Origin of the sequence: Paenibacillus sp. UASWS1643, assembly GCF_008693195.1 — a bacterium.
GTDB classification, from domain to species: domain Bacteria; phylum Bacillota; class Bacilli; order Paenibacillales; family Paenibacillaceae; genus Paenibacillus; species Paenibacillus amylolyticus_B.
Genome location: NZ_VXKZ01000115.1, coordinates 460040 through 479895, shown reverse-complemented (window position 1 = coordinate 479895; position 19856 = coordinate 460040). Strand labels below are relative to the sequence as shown.

At 40.1% G+C, this 19856-nt stretch carries 18 protein-coding genes and 1 pseudogene; 16 read left to right on the top strand and 3 right to left on the bottom strand.

Annotation, left to right across the window (positions count from 1 at the left end; all coding sequences use genetic code 11):
* Positions 1–170 precede the first annotated feature (170 nt).
* Positions 171–2207: a GxGYxYP domain-containing protein gene (locus FE296_RS26720; RefSeq protein ID WP_150366992.1), complete on the top strand. Its 2037-nt coding sequence runs from the start codon at positions 171–173 to the stop codon at positions 2205–2207.
* A gap of 239 nt (positions 2208–2446) precedes the next feature.
* Here the strand turns inward: FE296_RS26720 and FE296_RS33575 are convergent.
* Positions 2447–2536: pseudogene (locus FE296_RS33575) on the bottom strand (putative holin-like toxin); the annotation flags it as partial.
* A 25-nt stretch (positions 2537–2561) separates the two neighbouring features.
* Positions 2562–3521 (bottom strand): carotenoid biosynthesis protein, encoded by a 960-nt coding sequence (locus FE296_RS26715; RefSeq protein ID WP_150366990.1) that lies wholly within the window; start codon positions 3519–3521, stop codon positions 2562–2564.
* 153 nt (positions 3522–3674) lie between these two features.
* On the opposite strand from FE296_RS26715, the gene FE296_RS26710 reads away from it, so the two are divergent.
* The 7 genes from FE296_RS26710 to FE296_RS26680 all read left to right on the top strand — a co-directional run bounded on the left by FE296_RS26710 (position 3675) and on the right by FE296_RS26680 (position 9573).
* Positions 3675–4244, top strand: a complete 570-nt coding sequence (locus tag FE296_RS26710; protein WP_206105750.1) for a TetR/AcrR family transcriptional regulator — start codon at positions 3675–3677, stop codon at positions 4242–4244.
* A 45-nt stretch (positions 4245–4289) separates the two neighbouring features.
* On the top strand, positions 4290–4547 hold the full coding sequence (locus tag FE296_RS26705; protein WP_150366988.1) for a hypothetical protein: 258 nt from the start codon (positions 4290–4292) through the stop codon (positions 4545–4547).
* Positions 4548–4873: 326 nt separating this feature from the next.
* Positions 4874–5845, top strand: coding sequence for a zinc-binding dehydrogenase (locus FE296_RS26700; protein ID WP_223869043.1), 972 nt, complete (start codon positions 4874–4876; stop codon positions 5843–5845).
* A gap of 207 nt (positions 5846–6052) precedes the next feature.
* A complete protein-coding gene (trxA, locus tag FE296_RS26695; RefSeq protein ID WP_124115024.1) occupies positions 6053–6370 on the top strand; it encodes a thioredoxin in 318 nt (105 codons plus the stop codon).
* Between the two features lie 116 nt (positions 6371–6486).
* Complete coding sequence (locus FE296_RS26690) at positions 6487–7257, top strand: SDR family NAD(P)-dependent oxidoreductase (protein WP_150366986.1); 771 nt, start codon at positions 6487–6489, stop codon at positions 7255–7257.
* A gap of 186 nt (positions 7258–7443) precedes the next feature.
* Complete coding sequence (locus FE296_RS26685; protein WP_150366984.1) at positions 7444–8550, top strand: flavin monoamine oxidase family protein; 1107 nt, start codon at positions 7444–7446, stop codon at positions 8548–8550.
* 447 nt (positions 8551–8997) lie between these two features.
* Positions 8998–9573: a TetR/AcrR family transcriptional regulator gene (locus FE296_RS26680; protein WP_150366982.1), complete on the top strand. Its 576-nt coding sequence runs from the start codon at positions 8998–9000 to the stop codon at positions 9571–9573.
* Positions 9574–9654: 81 nt separating this feature from the next.
* On the opposite strand, the gene FE296_RS26675 is transcribed toward FE296_RS26680, so the two are convergent.
* A complete protein-coding gene (locus FE296_RS26675; RefSeq protein ID WP_150367690.1) occupies positions 9655–10320 on the bottom strand; it encodes a metalloregulator ArsR/SmtB family transcription factor in 666 nt (221 codons plus the stop codon).
* Positions 10321–10571: 251 nt separating this feature from the next.
* On the opposite strand from FE296_RS26675, the gene FE296_RS26670 reads away from it, so the two are divergent.
* The 8 genes from FE296_RS26670 to FE296_RS26635 all read left to right on the top strand — a co-directional run bounded on the left by FE296_RS26670 (position 10572) and on the right by FE296_RS26635 (position 19626).
* Positions 10572–10859, top strand: a complete 288-nt coding sequence (locus FE296_RS26670; RefSeq protein WP_150366980.1) for a hypothetical protein — start codon at positions 10572–10574, stop codon at positions 10857–10859.
* Between the two features lie 126 nt (positions 10860–10985).
* Entirely contained in the window at positions 10986–11429 is a 444-nt protein-coding gene (locus tag FE296_RS26665) for an OsmC family protein (RefSeq protein ID WP_150366978.1), read from the top strand.
* 311 nt (positions 11430–11740) lie between these two features.
* A complete protein-coding gene (locus FE296_RS26660; protein ID WP_150366976.1) occupies positions 11741–12409 on the top strand; it encodes an ArsR/SmtB family transcription factor in 669 nt (222 codons plus the stop codon).
* A 149-nt stretch (positions 12410–12558) separates the two neighbouring features.
* Positions 12559–13869 carry an MFS transporter gene (locus tag FE296_RS26655; RefSeq protein ID WP_124115030.1) on the top strand — a complete coding sequence of 437 codons (1311 nt, stop codon included), beginning with the start codon at positions 12559–12561 and terminating at the stop codon, positions 13867–13869.
* 369 nt (positions 13870–14238) lie between these two features.
* Positions 14239–14934 carry a response regulator transcription factor gene (locus FE296_RS26650; RefSeq protein ID WP_124115031.1) on the top strand — a complete coding sequence of 232 codons (696 nt, stop codon included), beginning with the start codon at positions 14239–14241 and terminating at the stop codon, positions 14932–14934.
* 3 nt (positions 14935–14937) lie between these two features.
* Positions 14938–16182, top strand: coding sequence for a HAMP domain-containing sensor histidine kinase (locus FE296_RS26645; RefSeq protein WP_150366974.1), 1245 nt, complete (start codon positions 14938–14940; stop codon positions 16180–16182).
* A 103-nt stretch (positions 16183–16285) separates the two neighbouring features.
* Positions 16286–16972, top strand: coding sequence for an ABC transporter ATP-binding protein (locus FE296_RS26640; protein ID WP_124115033.1), 687 nt, complete (start codon positions 16286–16288; stop codon positions 16970–16972).
* Positions 16969–19626, top strand: a complete 2658-nt coding sequence (locus tag FE296_RS26635) for an ABC transporter permease (protein WP_150366972.1) — start codon at positions 16969–16971, stop codon at positions 19624–19626. Before FE296_RS26640 ends, FE296_RS26635 begins: the two co-directional genes overlap by 4 nt.
* The last annotated feature ends 230 nt before the right edge of the window (positions 19627–19856 follow it).

The following is a 19856-nucleotide window of genomic DNA, read 5'->3' as shown; positions in this document are numbered from 1 at the left end:
ACCGAGAAGGTTGGATGAAGCTAGGGACAGAGTAGCGGAGCGTAGGAGAACCTACGTGAGCAACGGAAGGCCCGGCTGAATTCAAGATTCGATGTCGAATCCGCTTCTCGAGTTACCTCGTGATCAAAAGTTGACTTTTTGACCAACCTCTAAAAGGAGATATGAACTTTATGATTCGTAAATTAACCGTTTTGTGTGTTGCCCTGGTCTGTACAACCGTGTTATCGGCTAGTGCATTTGCTGCCACAGATGAGTTGAAGCATACCAACTCTTTGAAGTGGCCTCAAAATCAAGCGCTTCCAACTTTCAATAAAGTAGAACGTTTGGATGTGGCGAATGTATATGAGGAATCTGGCGATATCAAATTGCTTTTGACGACGCTTGAAGGGGTAATCAATCGAGAAAAGCCGCGAATCTACATTCAACAGAATAAAGTAGACCCTTGGCTGCAGGACTTGAACGTCCCTTATAAGCAGCATGACAACGTAATGGATGTTTTCAAGAAATATGCGAAAGAGATCAAAGGCATTATCGTATATGATCCGCAGCTGCCGGACTCCATTAACGTGGCCACGACACTAGCCGGACTCAAAAATGCTGTTGTTGCCAGTCCTGAATTGGCTCAACAATTGACTGCTGCACCGTATCACCTGTCGGTAATTGAAGATTTGCAGAGCAAGTTCAAGAATCGTATGGATGCATACAACTGGCAGTATGAGCATCTCTGGAGCCAGACCACTCAACGAATGTTGGTCGGATTGAGTCCAGACACCTCCATCCCCATTCCGTCCGGAAATTTTGATTCATTCCAAACGGTAGGAGTCGAGAAGGAACAGGTTCGTGATGCAAGCAACAGGAAGACCTATGACTATGACTTGTCATCCTATTTGGGAAAAGAAGCGGTCTACCTCCGCTTTAATGATGCCTTTCCTCAGGATGGCTGGGGACCTGCCGTTCATCAAGTGACGGTGAAAGCAGATGGACAGATTATTGCGGATTTCAAAACGGGTTCTTCTGAGGAAGAAGCGTTTCTCTATGACCGACATAACTCCAAATTTTTGCCTGGAAGCGATCACCGCTTCGCAGATAATGGAAACTACTTTGTATACGAATTTAAGCCTGCAGCGGACACAAAGCAACTAACCGTATCGATCGAGATGTGGAACCAATACAAGGTATCTGCGAGTAATGTTCAACCACTCTCGTCTGAAGAAAAGGAACCTTATGGCTATCTCCGCGATTATGCTGTAGCGAACAAAGCCATGGTGTTCTGGTTGTCTACCAGTGTGCCAGAGGAAAAGGCGCTGTTCGAGAAGATCCTGTCTGATGTAAAGCCAGGAACACCTTATCTGGGTTGGTTCGACAATGATTTTGAAGGCGAAGTTGCTGGCATAGAACTCACATCTCGTCATGGTGTCTATGTTGTTCCTTCCGACTGGTTCCATAACATGACCGTATTTTCAGGATCAAACGTAAAACAACAGCCTGCTCCCAAACCGGTAAAATCCAATCTGGAGAACAAAATCTATGTAACCTATACCTTTGGCGAAGGTGACAACATGCAATACGATCAGAATCATATGCGCAACCTGTGGGCTGATCCCGCTCGGGGTAAAGTGCCTATCAACTGGACTTCCAGTCCGTTACTCTACGATGCAGCGCCTGCCATTTTAAACTATTACCGTTCAACGGCGACGCCAAATGATCAGCTAGTTGCAGGCCCATCTGGAGTGGGTTACTTCAATCCAAATGTTTGGCCGACAGGCACATTCCCGGAACATCTGAAACAAACCTTCTCTTATCTGAAGAAAACAAACATGTCGTACCCTTTTGTACTCAATCGTGAACTTGGAAAAGACGTTCCGCTGAGTGATTCGATTGCAGCTGCGTATGAGAAGAACTATAAACTTCCAGGCCTGTTCCTCGCAGGCGAAGACAAAGCCACTGTTCAAATCATGAATGGCAGCTTTCCGGTTTCCATTCTGCGAGGCATCTCAACGGTGCAGGATGGTAAAGATATTTTGAATCGTACCAAGACCGAATGGGATGGCAAATCTCCAACGTTTATTTCGGTTGGGATTAATGCATGGAGCATGACCCCATCGGATGTGCTGGCGATTACGGAATCTCTTGGAGCCGAGTTCCAGGTGGTTAAGGCGGACGAATATTTCTCGCTGATCCGAAAAGCGTACGGCTTGTCAAAGTAGGATGTCAAAGTGAGCTTAAGGACCTTTGGACCGTCTTCAAAGCAATCGGAAGTTCGAATCTCGCAAAGCGATTTATAGATATTCAAATATCATTCGGCCAATAAAAGACCTGCCGGATCCTCGCGGATCAGGCGGGTCTTTAGCTTGTTAATACGTTTATTATGATAGAAACAGGAAATTGTTCAATTGAAACTACATAAAGAGCAGTCGCCCGCTAGGTGGTGGTCGGAATAGACCGGTTACCTTAGGTTGGGCGGTCTATTTCTTTTCATGTAAGCAAGAAGCACCAAAATAAAAATGCCGAAAAGGAATATTAATGAAAGTGTGTCTTTGCCTCAATGCTTGGGTTTATGGTTATTTCTTGATTGGACTTGCTTTTTTACCCATAATGTAAATTCCTATCCAGCCTAGCAATAATAAGATCTGAGCCAGAGCGACCAGCCACAACACTTCCGTGTAACCTCCTATAATGCAAAAAATAGTATTGACTAGGGGGAACCCCACGAAAGTAAACATGATAGGAAAATCTTTTTTGGGAGTGATTGAATAATTAACCTTCCGGTCCCAAAACTTTATAAAAGCTAATGCTAAAATTCCGATTGTAATTACAGAAAGTGTAATCAACATCACCCATTGCATATTAGAGGTTCTTTCGAAGAACGGCCCCATATAATTAAAGAAGTTAGACAAAGGTGAGAACATACACGCTAATGACAGAATGGCCGCCAAAAACGGATAGACATAACCAATTGATTTACTGTAGCCTTTCTTTTCATGCCACCATTCACCAATTAGAATAAAGATGGTCCAATATCCCGCTATATAAATCCATCCTGTAAAATTCATCACAGGTTCCCCATAGATTTGAGGCTCACCGGCTAGCGGATAATAAGTCCATCTTGCCATGAGTCCATCTGTAGTCTGAAATATCTGTTTAACAGCCACCGGGTCCAATGAAAAGTCAAAAACCATAGCACTCAATCCCGTAATAAATGGTTTAGTCCAGGACGGTATATTTACAGACTTTAGAACACGCAAAGTTGAATAAATGATCAGAAACTCAATAATAGGGACAGTAATCGGTATATTAAATAACATTAAAATACTCCGCCCATAGGCGTAAAAACCTTCCCCAAGCGATGAAGCAGTAATTTCAAAAACGGCTGCGTAAAAAAACACAAAACCTATAAACTGCAGTAGAACCGTTTTGGGATGTGTTTCCTTATCAAGGATATAGAAAACCATTAGAACAGCAGCAATTAAGACTATAATATCTTGAATTATCCATACAGGCACTACAGTTATATCACCCATATTTTACCTCCATTTAAGTTTAAAAATAGAATTGAACGTTCAAATAAATATAATTTCACTGTGTTACTTAAACAACAGGCTGTTCGATTGAGATATGTTAGTTATCATACAAACCACCTTAGATTTGTTCATTATTTTAAATGGGAGGATATTATGGCAGACAAAAAAACAGATCACAGAGTGAGATATACAAAAATGGTTATCAAAGAAAGCCTGTTGAAGCTTTTGACAGAACGGTCTATCAATAAAGTTACAGTGACCGACATTTGCAGAGAAGCAGGGATTAATCGCAACACCTTTTATACACACTATGCTAATCAGTTTGAGCTTCTTTCAACGATTGAAAATGATCTTTACGAAGACATTAAGCAAGTTGGGATGAGTTCTTCAAACCCTCAAACGCTATCTTATGAATTATGTAAGTATATAAAAGCGAATAAAACGATATGTGAGGTTCTGTTCTCAGAGCATGGCGATAAAGAATTATTAGAACGAATCCTTTATATCAGTCACGATTTAACTATTGAACGATGGAAGACGGAATTAAAATATTTTGATCCACAATTATTTGAGTCCTGGTATACGTTCACCGCTCATGGCAGTATAGCTATTATTAAAAAGTGGGTGAGTAGTGGTCTGAAGGAAAGCCCCAGTAAAATTGCAGCTTTTATTGATAAAGCTACGGAATCCGTATCTAAAGCTTTTTATTCTGAAGAATTGTAGGATTTCCCCGCTTCTCACCAAAAAGCCTGGCAGCTTCTACGCAGTATGAGTATTGAAACTCACGCCGGCAAGGTGTGCGGTATTGTATTCGTAGGTCATATCAAAGGAATTATCCCTATCGACGAAACTGAGTTTGAAAACGGGGCACAATTGAGAGAAGCTGTCGGTACAACAATCTATTGTAAAGTTCTTCAACTTGACCGTAACTCAGCAATTTTTGGTGCATCAGCAAACAAGCTATTGACCATCTTCCTGGGCAACAAAGGAATCAATTATATTAGAAGGTTTTTTAATTTTTGGTAGGGAACTTTGTGTCAATTTTCCGTGACACAAAGTTCCCTACCAAACTGGAATTTTACATAAAGTTCCCAACTACCCTGGAGAAGGAAAGAAGTAATATGTTCATCGTACACGAAGACAAAAACAAAGCCGGATAATTCAAGTAGAGAACTATCTCAAAAAGTCGTGGGAGAAGGGACATGGTCCCTTTGAAAGCCGCTATTTTAACGGATTTTTTAGCAATAAATATAAGAAATTAAACTCTTTGTTCAATTATTCAATATTTCAATTGAATAATTATTTGTACTTTTTTATAATATACTCAATAACTGCTCAAGGAGGTTAAACAAGTGAATCAAATGAAAGCAATTCAAGTTTTTGCAAAAGGTGAACCAATGAAATTAGTTGAAATTCCAATACCTGTTCCTGCAGAAGGACAAATACTTCTTCGAATAGAAGCGTGTGGGGTCTGTAATGGGGATACGAGTACGATTAAAGGATATGCTCCGGAATATCCGAGAATTCCTGGCCACGAAGTTGTTGGAGTAGTTGAACAACAAGGTGTTGGATCGACGAAGTGGGAAATTGGGCAACGTGTAGGTTTAGGATATCATAGTGGGCACAATCAAGTAACAGGATTAACCATGGATGGCGGGTACGCAGAGTACATGGTTGCTTATGAAGATGCTCTAGTTCTTATTCCCGACGAAGTCTCTTCTGAAGAGGCAGCTCCATTAATGTGTGCCGGTGAAACTACATTTAGTGCATTAAGAAATAGTTCGGCACGTCCAGGTGATTTAGTTGCCATTTCGGGCATTGGTGGATTGGGACATCTTGCTGTCCAATACGCGAGGAAAGCTGGTTATCGAACAGTTGCAATATCCCGAGGTGAGGATAAGGAAGACTTGGCAAGGGAACTTGGAGCACATATATACATTGATTCAGAAAAAAAAGATCCTTCCAAAGCTTTGAAAGCCCTCGGCGGAGCTAAAGTTATTCTTGCCACAGCGCCAAACGCTAGCGTGATATCTTCTTTAATCCGTGGGTTAGACTCGGGCGGAGAACTCATTATTGTAGCAGGAACCAGAGATCGTTTAGAGTTATCAGCTTTGGATTTCTTAAAAGGCTCTCATAGCGTGAAGGGATCATTTACTGGCCAGTCCAAGGAGATTGAAGCAGCAGTCCGGTTTAGTGTTTTGACTGATGTACGACCATTAATTGAAATTTTCCCTCTAGAACAGGCAAGTGAAGCATATGAAAAAATGATGTCAGCAAAAACAAGGTTTCGGGCAGTCTTAAGTATGTCTAAACAAAAAAGATAAATATAAGTCCAATATGTTCTGTGTGTCTCGAACGAATTTGCTTCTAGTTTTTTAACTATGCCTTAGGAGTAGCTGATAGCTTGAGATGGAGATGACCATGAAACACTAGATATAAAAACGTGGTTGACAGAAGTATTTTGCAGTCTTATAATTCAATTAATCAATTGAACATAATATTGATAGAATTATACATTAGGGGGTACTCTTATGAGTGCAATTGCATTGAATAGTCAGACCTTCCAAAAACAAATACAGTCAGGCATAACCTTGGTAGATTTTTGGGCTGCGTGGTGCGGTCCATGCCAAATGCAACTTCCTATCATTCACGAATTAGCTAATGATCTGACGGGAAAAGCAACAATCGCTACTGTTAATGTAGATGAGCAGGCTGAACTTGCCTCACAATTTGGTATTAGGAGCATTCCAGCATTACTTTTGTTTCAAGATGGTAAATTGATCGAAACAATGATTGGAATTAATCAAAGAGATGTTCTTAAAACGAAAATCCTTGACCTTATTAAATAAATAATAAGGTCAATCAGCAACAACCCTAAAATTGTTGCTGATTATTTTTAAAACAGGTGAAATACAGTGTGCTCATCATAAACTACCTATTAGTAGGTAAAAAGGAGAAGTGGAAAATGAAATTTGAAAATAAAACGGTGATTGTAACTGGTGGTGGAACAGGGATTGGCAAAACGACTGCACAACGATTTTTTGAAGAAGGAGCGAATGTAGTCATCAATGGACGTCGGGAGGATGTTCTGACGCAGGCTGCCTTGGAAATCGATCCATCCGGTAAGAAAGTCATTGCTGTCTCAGGAGATATTAGCTTGCCAGAAACATCCAGAAAATTGGTTCAGGCAGCCGTTGAAACGTTTGGCGGTGTAGACATCTTGGTCAATAACACAGGGAAATTCAACCCAACACCATTCTTGGACCACACGGAAGATGATTTACAATCTTATTTGGATGCAATCGTTAAAGGGACGTTCTATCCTTCCCAAGCCGCAATCCCTGAAATGAAAAAAAGAGGTGGCGGCGCCATTGTTAATACCGGTTCAATGTGGGCCATTAGCGCGGTAGAAGCAACACCATCATCTGCATATTCGGCAGCTATGGCAGGAAGACATGCGTTGACTAGAAACTTGGCGGTAGAATTTGCCGGAGATCGTATTCGAGTGAATGCAGTGGCACCAGCTGTTGTTGAAACGCCGATTTACAACACATTTATGAGTGAAGAAGAAGTTGCTGAAGTGTTGCCAAGTTTTAATGCATTTCATCCCATTGGACGGAACGGTACAACAAATGATGTTGCTGAAGCCATTTTGTTCTTGGCTAGTGACTCGGCTTCCTGGATTACTGGCGTAGTTATGCCTCTGGATGGCGGCGTTACTGCTCGCCTCCGTTAATTCTTTATGGGCTAATCTGGAAGGATTAGCCCGGGTTTTATTTGCATATTGATGGGAAAATGTACGCATAATCCAAGATGTCAATCATTCAGCTTCGACCTTTATATCCGTAAACTTTGAAAGCATAAAATTCACTTTGCAATACCGATGTAGGATAAGTTTCTATCATTATAAAGGAGCACTAGAATGAAAAATCATTTTAACAAAGATGAACCTGTAATAATCATTGGGGCAGGGTTAAGTGGACTTCGTGCAGCTACTTTACTTCATGCACAGGGAATCAAATGCATCGTCTTGGAAGCAAGAGACCGTGTTGGGGGAAGGGTCCTGAGCGTTGGGGTAGAAGGTGAGCCTGAGCTAGGGAAATTCGATTTGGGACCGACTTGGTACTGGCCTCGGTATGAATTTGCAATGGACCAACTGGTCAAAAAGCTTAACTTGCAAACATTTGAGCAATTTACTCATGGGAAGATGCTAGTAGAACGATCCAGTACTGAACCACCAATACAACATGATTTGCCCGCAGGAGCGATGGAGTATTCACTCCGGTTTGTAGGTGGAGTACAAGTGCTTATTGATGCCTTAGTAACCACACTACCAACCGAAACCATTCATTTGAATACCAAGGTAACTGCTATTCATCAAGATATTAATGGCAAAGTAAAGGTTCAAACTGATGGGAAGAACTTTTATGCAAGTTCAGTTATCGTTGCTCTACCACCACGGATCATTGAGCAAAATATTTCTTTCTTACCCAGACTCCATTCTGAATTACAATCCAATTTAATAAATAAGCCGACCTGGATGGGAGGTCAAGCAAAGATAGTAGCTGTTTATGATACCCCATTCTGGCGTGATCAAGGACTTTCTGGATTTGTTTCAAGTAGGGTAGGTCCTTTACAAGAAATTCATGATGCCTCACCTTCTAGTGGTTCTGGTGCGCTTTTTGGCTTCTTTGGTCTCCCTGCTAAGGTGCGTTTGGATACGGGAAAAGAACAATTATTTGAACTTGTGATGAAACAACTAACACATCTATTCGGGCCGTCAGCAAAACGTGTTAAAGGAGTATTATACAAAGATTGGTCTTCAGATAAACACACTGCAGTGAAGAAGGACTCAGAACCATTACTGGATTTCCCAAATTACGGTCCAATAATAGACAAAACAGAATCGTTGCAGAATATTTTTTATGCGGGAACCGAAATGGCATCACAACAAGGCGGTCATCTGGAAGGAGCACTTCAATCAGCCGAAAGAGTCGTGGATGAAGTCATTAAGCGGTACAATCAATAAAGCCAAATTATACATGTAAAGGGGAACTTGAAGATGGGTTAGGATAGTTTGTACAAAAAGTCATATATTAATCGATTGGGTGATTCAGTAAGCTGTCTGGCGATGCCTTTCAAGCACTAATTGAGGGTTAGTCTAATCTATTGCGCATTGAATCTGATTTTTATTTTGAAGAGGATACGGTATGTTAGTATGGATTCTAATATGCGTCTTTTCGGTTTGGCTAATTAAACATGTAAGTATCATCCAAGAGGGTAACCATTTTAAATCTTGATCAACAGTATTTCCAACTACATTCAGATGCCAAACTACTGGATGTAGGCCGATTGCCATTCGTTTGGGAGAAAGAACTTTCCCCAAATGATACTGTTGTGATTTTAACCGACCGATTCTATAACATGGGGAGGAGGAAACCTTGACAGTATACTTACTGAATGGTAGATTTCACTTATGAATAATAAAAGAAATACATTAAAAGAGGTTATGGATATAGGTCTCACCCTAGTTCAAGAGCGGGGTTATAACGGTTTTAGTTATGCTGACATTGCAAATGCAATTGGAATACGAAAAGCCAGTATTCATTATCATTTCCCATCTAAACAAGACTTAGTACAGGCTGTTCTGATTCGATATCGTAAAGAATTTATGGATAAACTTCAACAAATTAACGATCAACCTTCGAGTGGGAAGCAGAAAATAGAATCTTTCTTCGGACTATATCGTGAAACGTTAGAAAACAATACCAAGCTTTGTTTGTGCTCCATGATGGCTGCTGAACTGAATTCCTTTCCAATCGAAATTCGTGATGAATTAAACAAATTTTTTGAAGCCAATACCTTTTGGACTCAGCATGTACTCGAACAAGGAAAATTAGATGGAGAGTTTTCATTTTTTAGTCCTGCTTTGGAACAAGCAAAGACACTTATTGCTTTTGTACAAGGTGCCCAGTTGCTGTCCAGAACTTCAGGTGATATAGAATACTATGATTCGCTTGTCTCTACCTATATGACATCGTTGGTTTCCTAAATAAAGTAAGATGTCAATTTGTTGACAAAAAACCACCTATTCATTCAAATGATGAATAGGTGGTTTTTTTATGAAGGATGCTTAATTCATGAAATGGCTTTGCCATTCATTAATTCCTGCGTCCAAACGGTAGGCTTTAAAACCTTCTTGTTGCAACTTTTCAACTGCAAGTGCTGAATATGCGCAAACTGGTCCCTGACAGTAAGCAATGACTTCAGCGTTCTTAGGTAGTTCAAGCATCATGGTATCTAGCTTGTTCATGGGCATTGAAATGGCTCCAGGGATATGTCCCGTCTCAAATTCCTCTTTCGAACGCAGATCCACCAAAATAATGGATTCATTATTTGCCTTTTCCATTACTTCATCCATATTCAGTGTTTGGATTCCATCCAAATTGTTTATAAAGTCATCTTTCAATTTTGAAATATCAGGAAGTTGCTTCTCACTTATACGCCAAAGGGAGGACATAAAATCAATAACTTCCGGATCTGCTACTGAATAAATGGCATAAGTTCCCTTTTTGGTGAACTTAACAAGCTTTGCATCAAGCAAAATTTGCAGATGGCGTGATACGTTAGCTATATTCATGCCTGTAAACTGTGCCAATTTCTCTACAGTCTTAGGACTTTGAGCTAATACATTCAATATTTCAAGTCGTTTGTCACTGGATAAACTTTTCCCGATTCGCGCAAGTTGTCTATACAATTCTTCCTTTAACACCTTTGCTGTATCCAATTTATCTTCCATCATGATTAACCTCTATTCTAAGTAATTATGTTTTGCAATATAGGGCTGTGTTTATTATCAATCATTCGCTTCAACGGTTGAATTGATTCAATTGATTAATAAAATTGTATCATGTTCTTCCATGTAATCAAGAACCGGACAAAAGATATTTACTTGACGAAAGTAATTACTGCAAACTATAATTCAATCGATTGATTGATAATTTGAATTAGAAGTTCAATACATCACCTAATGGAGGTTTTTTGATAATCATGGCAAAGGCATATCTTCAAATTACGCTCAAGATTAATGCACCGGAACGCGAGGCGGCTGCAAAAGTTTATTCAACCTATAAAGAGCCATTTCTTTCAGGTATTGCTGGTGCTGTATCTAAGGAATTATTAATTCGTGATGAAGATGTTCAAGTTCTACATGGCTTTAACAGTGAAGATGAAGCTAGCGCATACCTAGAAAGCGACCTTTTCACGAATGATGTTGTTGTTGGACTGAAGGATTTGCTTCAAGCTGGACCGGAGATCCGTATTTATGATGCATTCTAGTAATCACTTAGCCAACCGACATTGCAGTCAGCTATGTCGGTTTATTACTTGAATCTAATGATGCGTTTAAGGAAATTTACTGTTTAGGAAATAGTGTTTTAATCATGTATGGGGGGAATGGTCGATATGGCAAAACAAAAAATAACTTTGAGTACTGTTTGGTATGGGAATGCAAAAGGGAATGGAAATATTAAGAGCGATAACTTCCAAACTCCAATTGCTATTCCTGTATTAAAAGGAGGGAGTGGAGAAGGTGTTGAACCCAAACAGCTTCTTATGTCTTCCGCAGCAGCTTGTTATCTAATGACTTTGGTATATATGTTGGATCAAAGTCGAATTCCGGTATTTGAACTGTCTATGGTTACAGAGGGTGAAACCAATCCGGATGGGCACTTGACCATCATTCATCGTCCACATATTATCTTGAAGAACTCAGAATCAACCAGTCAAAATAAAGTCATGGCTGAAACCTTACAACAGAGCGCAGAAGAGAATTGTCAGATCGGTCAACTTTTAACTAAATCAGATGTCCAAATTACAGTGGAAGGTTACGTTTCCTTAGAACCCTAGGAAAGATTTAACGGGTCGTCTGTTTATACTGATTAGTTCCAAGTGAGTGTACAATTAAATTTTATAGTAAAGCCATAACAGATTAGTTGGTTATTAGGTCTCTCTAGAATGGATGGATTGTAGAGGGAGAAGAACTTGTTATGATTAACTAATAGATGAATTTCTAATAAGGAGATTAACATTCATTTTAATCGAAAAACATACACCTATCTTTAGGTATGATAATATTTCTGATCGTAAAACCTTGACGAGATCAAGAATCCAAGATTATAATTCAATTACTAAATTGAATAGTATATGGAGTGAAAATTATGACACAAGGACTTCCCGTTCGTGCTTTCAAAGATGACTTGTACCGTCAGTTTTCTAGAATTGGAAAGTGCTTGTCCAGTGATAAACGTTTGGAACTTATGGATCTGTTATCTCAAGGACCAAAAACGGTGGAAAAGCTGGCTGAAGCCACCGGAATGAGCATGGCTAATGTATCGCGTCACCTTCAAGTACTCCATGATGCTAATCTTGTGAGATTCAACAAGAAGGGAACCTATGTCATCTACACCTTGGCAAGTCCTGAGGTTGAGGGGTTCTTAAATTCCTTATGGCGAATTAGTGAAATTCAACTGGCGGATATTACCCGAATTAAAAACGATTTCATGTGTCAGTTCGGGGAGTTAGATACGCTATCTATGAACGAAGTGATGAAAAAAATGGAGGAAGGTAGCATTATTTTATTGGATGTACGTCCTTCAGAAGAATTCGAAGCAGGTCATATCCCAGGAGCTATGTCCGTTCCGATGGAGCAAATGCATCATTTCGTACAGACTCTCCCCAAAGGGACTCCAATCGCCGCATATTGCCGAGGTCCGTATTGTGTCTTGGCGGTTGAGGCGGTAAAGATGCTGCAAAAAGAGGGTTATACAGCTTTTCATATGGAGGAAGGAGTATATGAATGGCAAGAGTATCATGGACAGATTCACTAAACCTGGTTTTACTTGAATTATAAAACTATGATTTCCACATCGTATGGAAATGTTAAGACAGATTTTAAATGTCATACAAACGTATGGCTTTTAAAATACCCGGAAGATAATTATTCAATTGAATTGGTTAATAAAAGGGAGAATAGGATATGTCTGAATACTCATTAGATTCCAACCGTAAGACAAATATCTCAGACTCACTAAAGAAATATGTGGAGTCACCTGAGAAGCAGCGTCAATTGTATAAAAGAACCATGATGATCGTTATTCTTTCACAGATTTTCGGAGGAGCTGGATTAGCTGCAGGCGTGACGGTGGGGGCGCTGCTTGCTCAGGATATGCTGGGGACAGACAGCTTCGCCGGAGTGCCGGCTGCGCTATTTACGTTAGGATCTGCTGGTGCTGCGCTATTGGTCGGTCGCCTTTCTCAGAACTTTGGACGTCGTGCAGGATTAGCGACAGGATTTATCGCAGGGGGGATTGGCGCGATCGGTGTTGTATTAGCTGCCATGTTGGACAGTGTGCCGCTACTCTTTATTTCATTGTTAATCTATGGTGCCGGTACAGCAACAAACCTACAAGCCCGTTATGCTGGTACAGACTTGGCACAGCCTACACAGCGTGCAAAAGCCATTAGTGCAGCCATGGTTTTTACGACATTTGGTGCAGTTGCTGGACCGAATCTCGTAAACATCACGGGGGGAGTAGCAATTTCGATGGGAGCTCCTGCCTTGTCGGGTCCGTTTATGCTGGCAGCCTTGGCATATATAGTAGCCGGATTGGTTCTTCTCATCTTTTTACGACCAGATCCATTTATCGTTTCAAAAGCTATAGCTGAAGCACAGCGTGCAAAAGACATCCAAAACGGTGTGGATGGAACAACTCCTCATGAACCAATCGTTAACAAATCAGGTATCATCGTAGGAGCTACGGTGATGGTATTAACTCAAATTGTAATGATTGCCATTATGACCATGACACCAGTACATATGAAACATCATGGACATGGTCTAGGAGATGTTGGTCTAGTCATCGGTATCCATATTGCAGCAATGTATCTGCCCTCCCTAATTACTGGTGCTCTCGTCGATAAATATGGGCGTACAGTAATGTCCTACGCTTCAGGTGTAACTTTGCTCTTAGCAGGCTTGGTGTCTGCACTTGCACCTGGAGATTCAATGGGTCTGCTCATTCTTGGTCTTGCACTCCTTGGATTAGGGTGGAACTTTGGATTGATCAGTGGAACAGCAGCAATTGTTGATGCGACACCACCCCAAACTCGGGCAAAAACACAGGGTACAGTGGATGTCCTAATCGCATTAGCTGGTGCATCTGGGGGAGCATTATCGGGCATGGTCGTGGCCCAATCCAGTTACACAACACTTTCTTTTATCGGAGGATTCCTTTCTTTGCTACTTATACCGGTTGTTGTTTGGTCCCGAAAGAAGCAAAAGGTGTGATTAATCTGACTCCTTACGCTTATAAAAGGAGCATGGTAGTTGTTGCTCTATTCAAAAGTCGCTTATTCAGCGACTTTTTCTGTTTTTAGATATTATTAATTGCAAAAAATGCGAATTGAAAATCCACCTCGTTCTTGTGCGAGCAATAATAATCAATATTTGACGATACCTAGCTTCTTTTTTCGTTAATGAATTACTCCATCTGCCCAAAAAAGAGCTTTGTGAAAAAAAACTCTCATGATACATTAAATAAATTGACGAAGCACAGAAACAGCAATTTGTTTGATAAGTTGTAAAAATTGTTATACTAATAGAAAAATTTGCGAGAAAAAAGTATTTATAATTTTTTTTTGAATCCGAGGTGCTTAAATGAATCGAATTTTACTGGTTGAAGATGATGAAAATTTGGTGTTCGGTATTGAATATACTTTAACGAGTGAAGATTATACCGTTGTTATTGCTGGCAGTTTAGAAGAAGCCAGAATGGTTTTAATGGCCGATACAATCGATTTAATTCTGCTAGATATAAATTTACCTGATGGTTCGGGATATGATCTATGTAGGGAAATCCGTAGATCCTCCCAAATTCCTATCATATTCTTGACTGCTCTGGATGAGGAAGCAAATGTTGTAGCAGGCCTGGATTTGGGAGCAGATGATTATATGACCAAACCGCTTCGTACCAAAGAACTTCTCTCTAGAATGAAGGCTGTATTAAGGCGTAATGTACAAGCTATGGATAAACCAAATAGATGGATATCCGATGATATTGAAGTTCAGGTTCTTGAAGGAACCGTATTTAAATACAAACAGGCGCTCATGTTGACTGGAATGGAATTTCGATTGCTAATCATGTTAATGACTCATCCTAAGCAAATTTGCAGCAGAAGTAGCATTCTGAGCGGTTTATGGGATATGTCAGGAGAATTCATTGATAACAACACCCTTTCGGTTCATATCAGAAGATTAAGAGAAAAAATTGAGGATGTTCCTGCAGAACCGGAATACATCGTAACAGTTCGAGGAGTCGGATATAAATGGAATGCAGAAGTGGTAGGGCGATGAACCATGATTGAATTCGTGCGCAATCCAGAGTGGAAGTCTGTTACTGTTAAAGTCATTGTAGTACAAGTTATGTTAGCGGTCCTCATGTTCTTTTTTATGAGTTATCAAGTTAGCCTGATCAACAAGGCTATGGTTAATCAGAATGCTGCAGTGATTGGCTATGTCTTGAAGCAGGCACCGCAATTAGAAAATGAAATTGTCCACTTTATCACTCAGGGAGCGCAAGAACAAGAAATTGCAGAAGGAAAACGTAGCCTGGCTCAATATGGATACAAGGAAGATATGGACATAAGAGATCAACACATTCTCTCTAATAACGCGTTACCCATAAAAACCGCAGTTCAAGTTTTGCTTTTTAGTATTCCATTTCTGTTGTTATTAGGATGGGAATATCGCAAAATATTTGAGAAGATTCGAACGATAACTTTTGCAGCAGAGCAAGTTGTAGAACATCAATTTGGCCAACCGCTTCCGGAAAATGATGATGGAGACTTTGGTGCCTTAGGAAGAAATTTTAATGCGATGGCCGAACGGTTACACAATAGTCTACGGCAACTCAAACAAGAGAAAACATTTCTACGCAATCTGCTTTCTGATATTTCACATCAGCTAAAGACGCCACTCGCTTCCCTCATCGTTTTTAATGAGAATCTGTTGGATGATCCTCATATGAAGCAAGAAATGAGAACAAAATTTTTGGATCGAAGCCACCAACAACTAGAACGAATGGAGTGGCTGATTATCAGTTTACTGAAGCTGGCACGAGTTGAAGCTGGAGCAATAACGTTCCAATTAGAACGTGTTCGACTAAGAGAAGTAATGGATCATGCTGTACATTCGTTGCGAATGCTAACCGATCAGAAGAGGCAGACAATTCATATTTATGGTGGAGAAGATATGTATCTTTTCACGGATGAAGAGTGGTTGACTGAAGCTTTGATAAATTTGATTAAAAATGCACTGGAACACACGCCACTAGGGGGACGAATTGAAATTATTATAGAAGAAAATTCAGTATTTCAGACAGTAATTATTCGAGATCAAGGAGAAGGCATCTCCCAAGCAGATTTGCCTCACATTTTCAAACGGTTTTATAGAGGGAAAAACGTTACAAAGCCGCAAAGCATTGGCATTGGATTGTCTTTATCCAAGTCCATTATCGAAGAGCAAGGCGGTATGATCACCGTTGAAAGTCAGCTAGGAAAGGGAACAGAGTTTAGGATTTCGTTTAGTAAAGGGCCTAGGTAGAGGAAGCTTACGATAACGTAAGCTTCCTCTTCACTTTAATGTAAGCTTCGGTGTCTATAATGTGAAACATACAACGTGAAACATTTACTTAGGAGGTATACAGATGGAAATACTCGAAACAAAGAATTTATGCAAAACCTATGGAAGTGATGAAGCAAGGGTGGATGCTTTGAGGGATGTCAATTTATCGGTTCAAAAGGGGGAATTTGTTGCGATCGTAGGGGCGAGTGGATCAGGAAAAAGTACCTTAATGCACCTTTTAGGTGGAGTAGACCACCCGACAAGTGGACAGGTAATCATCGGTGGCACAGATCTTTATACTAAAAGTGAAGAGGAACTGGCTGTTTTTCGAAGACGAAAAATAGGATTTATATTTCAATCATACAACCTGATTCCAGTTCTATCCACAGAGGAAAATATTAAGTTGCCGATGCTCTTGGAGAATAAAAGAGGAGATGAAAATTATGTCCAGGAACTTATGGGTATTTTAGGCTTGACTGGGCGGAGACATCATCTTCCATCCGAATTATCAGGCGGACAACAACAACGAACCGCGATTGGGCGTGCACTAATTAATAAACCGTCGATTATATTGGCAGATGAACCTACCGGGAATCTGGATAGTAAAAATAGTAAAGAAATTATGGAATTGCTAACGTTTTCCGTAAAAAAATATAATCAAACATTGATTATGATTACACACGATCTAAACATAGCTAAAACTGCAGATCGAGTTGTAAGAATTGAAGACGGAGTCCTTCACCAACCAAACGAGGTGAGTGAACGTTGAAGAGCTATACAGCTTTAACTGGGAGGTACTTAAAGGGCCAGAAAAAAAGATCACTGCTTACGATACTCGGTATTATCTTGTCGGTTACGTTGCTTACATCCATTGGGACAGTTGGCCTGAGTTACTGGGATAAGTCCGTCAGACAAACTGTACGAGATTATGGGGAATATCACGTATCTATTAATGATCTTTCAGGAGAAGCGGTCCCGAAAGTCATAAACAATGCAACAGTAAAAACTGCTGGCGTTATTAGTAGGGAAGGATATGCAGTTGTACGGCAGACAAAAGAGAAGGAACAGAAAGAAGATCCCTTCGCAGCACCCTACCGGTACCTAAATATTAAAGGATATGATACCAATGCGATGAAAATGCTTCAAGTACGGCTAGATTCAGGCAGGCTTCCAAAGAACCCGAATGAGATTATTCTTTCATCATCAAGTTTGAGTTATTTTTCTGAAAAACCAAAGCTCGGTGAAGAGATTACTTTAGACCTTGGGATCCGCAAGGTTGCATCAACTGGGGAAGACAAGGAAATAAATGGTCTTGGTGATTATGGTTGGGATCTCGATGAAGTCTTCCAACCTGAATTCCAGAGAAAATACACCGTAGTAGGTTTTATGAAATCACCAAGTACGGGGAATTGGTCTTCTAGGTACATTTATCCTGCCATTACTTTAAATGATAACCAGAGTATCAATAACAACAAAAAGTACTTTATTTATCTCAAAATGAAGTCCCTGAATGAGATTAAAGAGAAGACTGAAGCCTTGTTATCTTCGTTACAAATGAATAACGTGGAACAAAATTCTGCCATGCAACTGGATAGCGGTAACGATATTAAAAACGTCCGAGTTGAATACAATAATGAGCTGCTTAAATTGTATGGCAAAAGCACCTATGAAGGTGTGAACAACAGCTTAATCCTGGCATTCGCTGCAATTATTGCAATTATAATGATTTGTACGATTGCAATGATTTATAATATTTTTCAAATATCTGTTCTGGAGCGAATTTCACAATTTGGGATGTTAAGGTGTATTGGAGCTACACCAGCCCAAATTCGTAAAATTGTGATGCAAGAAGCGACCTTGTTAAGCTTGATCGGCATACCCATTGGGATTCTCACGGGAACCCTTTTTATGAGCGCACTGTTTCACAGTATTAGCTTGTTGACGTTAGGCTTCTTAAATGACATGAGAATGATCTTTTCCATACCAGTTATAATTTCTGCCGGTTTATTGGGCTTGCTGACAGTGTTCCTCTCTGCTATAGGACCGGCTAAACAAGCGTCTCGCGTATCACCTCTTGAAGCATTGAAAAATGCGGGAAGTACGAGAGTTGAACAGATCTCAAAGATCAAAACATCAAGGCTCGTTCAAAAGCTGTTTGGCATGGTAGGACAGTTTGCAAGCAGAAATTTAAAAAGGAACAAAAGGCGTTTCCGAATTACAGTCTTTTCCATGATTATTAGTATCATATTATTCATTGTGTTTAGTGGTTTGGTCGGTTTTATGAAGCAAACCACCCAAATCTCAGGTGCGCAGTATTCTTATTCGCTTTCCTATGATGGTCCTTCAGGACGAATCGATGATACCGTGTACCAACATATTGCCCATCTAGATGCTGTACAGCAAGCTTACAAATTTTATAGTAATCAGGTGATGGCTATTATCCCTAAAGATAAGATAAACCCCAAATATTATGAATTAAACAAAAATAGGTATGTTGTTCCTCAAGAGGAGGGGTATCGAACCGATAATAACTATCTCGCGTCTTATGGAGACAACGGTTTGGATGACTTGTCATCCAGACTCACCGCTGGGAAAATTGATAAAGCGAAAATGAACCAAGAGAATGGCGTTATTGTTCAACAAAAATTAAGCATGATAACGGAGGAAGGCAAAGAACTGATACTCGATCAAACCCATTTTAAAGTCGGAGATCGGATCAAAATTCAAACCTATGACGGTAGCCGCAAAAAATATCAGACCGTGACTGTAGTCGGTATCGTCGATCAGGATTTATTGTCGAAGGAATATAATAGTAGTCATATTGTTTCATTTATAACAACGCCAAAAGTATACTCGAAGATTATGGGTAACGATAGTTATTCAAGAATTTTTATTCTTGCTAATCCCGAGTTATCGGGACATACCATAACAGACTATTTTAAATCATTAATGGAGAAAGATGCTGGATTTAATTACAGGGATCGAGTGGAAGAATTAGCTCAAGCTAAAAACGATGCAAAGACTTTTAGTATTTTTCTTTATGGTTTTATCGGTGTTATAGTTCTAATTGCATTTCTGAACATTATCAACACAGTAAGTACGAACTTAATTCTCCGTACAAAGGAGTTTGCAACTCTCAAGGCCATTGGTATGACCCAAAAGGAAGTTAGGACAATGATTGTCTTAGAAAGCATATTCTATGGATTATTTGCAGCTGTGATCGGAATTTTGCTAGGGACCGGGATAGATTATGGAATACATCATCTCTTCGCAGGTGTTTTGGATACGGATTGGGTGTTCCCTTGGTACAGTATCACCATCGCTTTTGCCGGCTCGATGATAACAACGCTACTCGCAACGATTGTACCGATGTACAGATTAAATCGAGTGAGTATCGTTGATGCACTCCGTAGGGAGAATTAGGAAAGTTCAAGAGCAATGAGTCAGAGTATTTTATCCAGCCATGGTCCGAGAAGAAGGGTCTGCCCTCAGAGCCTCTTCTCGGCTTCCTTCCTTATTTCAATTTAAGGGGAAAAGGCTAAGGACTATCGTATCGAGACAAGTATCACTGCTGGCTACGAACAGGTCGATGGACTGGAATTTGAAATTACAGGAGTTAAGACAGTCTTAATTTCAATGAACTATGGTTGGCA

Coding starts and splice junctions, on each gene's coding strand:
- FE296_RS26720 (WP_150366992.1), top strand. CDS start 171: ATGATTCGTAAATTAACCGTTTTGTGTGTTGCCCTGGTCTGTACAACC.
- FE296_RS26715 (WP_150366990.1), bottom strand. CDS start 3,521: ATGGGTGATATAACTGTAGTGCCTGTATGGATAATTCAAGATATTATA.
- FE296_RS26710 (WP_206105750.1), top strand. CDS start 3,675: ATGGCAGACAAAAAAACAGATCACAGAGTGAGATATACAAAAATGGTT.
- FE296_RS26705 (WP_150366988.1), top strand. CDS start 4,290: ATGAGTATTGAAACTCACGCCGGCAAGGTGTGCGGTATTGTATTCGTA.
- trxA (WP_124115024.1), top strand. CDS start 6,053: ATGAGTGCAATTGCATTGAATAGTCAGACCTTCCAAAAACAAATACAG.
- FE296_RS26690 (WP_150366986.1), top strand. CDS start 6,487: ATGAAATTTGAAAATAAAACGGTGATTGTAACTGGTGGTGGAACAGGG.
- FE296_RS26685 (WP_150366984.1), top strand. CDS start 7,444: ATGAAAAATCATTTTAACAAAGATGAACCTGTAATAATCATTGGGGCA.
- FE296_RS26680 (WP_150366982.1), top strand. CDS start 8,998: ATGAATAATAAAAGAAATACATTAAAAGAGGTTATGGATATAGGTCTC.
- FE296_RS26675 (WP_150367690.1), bottom strand. CDS start 10,320: ATGGAAGATAAATTGGATACAGCAAAGGTGTTAAAGGAAGAATTGTAT.
- FE296_RS26670 (WP_150366980.1), top strand. CDS start 10,572: ATGGCAAAGGCATATCTTCAAATTACGCTCAAGATTAATGCACCGGAA.
- FE296_RS26665 (WP_150366978.1), top strand. CDS start 10,986: ATGGCAAAACAAAAAATAACTTTGAGTACTGTTTGGTATGGGAATGCA.
- FE296_RS26660 (WP_150366976.1), top strand. CDS start 11,741: ATGACACAAGGACTTCCCGTTCGTGCTTTCAAAGATGACTTGTACCGT.
- FE296_RS26655 (WP_124115030.1), top strand. CDS start 12,559: ATGTCTGAATACTCATTAGATTCCAACCGTAAGACAAATATCTCAGAC.
- FE296_RS26650 (WP_124115031.1), top strand. CDS start 14,239: ATGAATCGAATTTTACTGGTTGAAGATGATGAAAATTTGGTGTTCGGT.
- FE296_RS26645 (WP_150366974.1), top strand. CDS start 14,938: ATGATTGAATTCGTGCGCAATCCAGAGTGGAAGTCTGTTACTGTTAAA.
- FE296_RS26640 (WP_124115033.1), top strand. CDS start 16,286: ATGGAAATACTCGAAACAAAGAATTTATGCAAAACCTATGGAAGTGAT.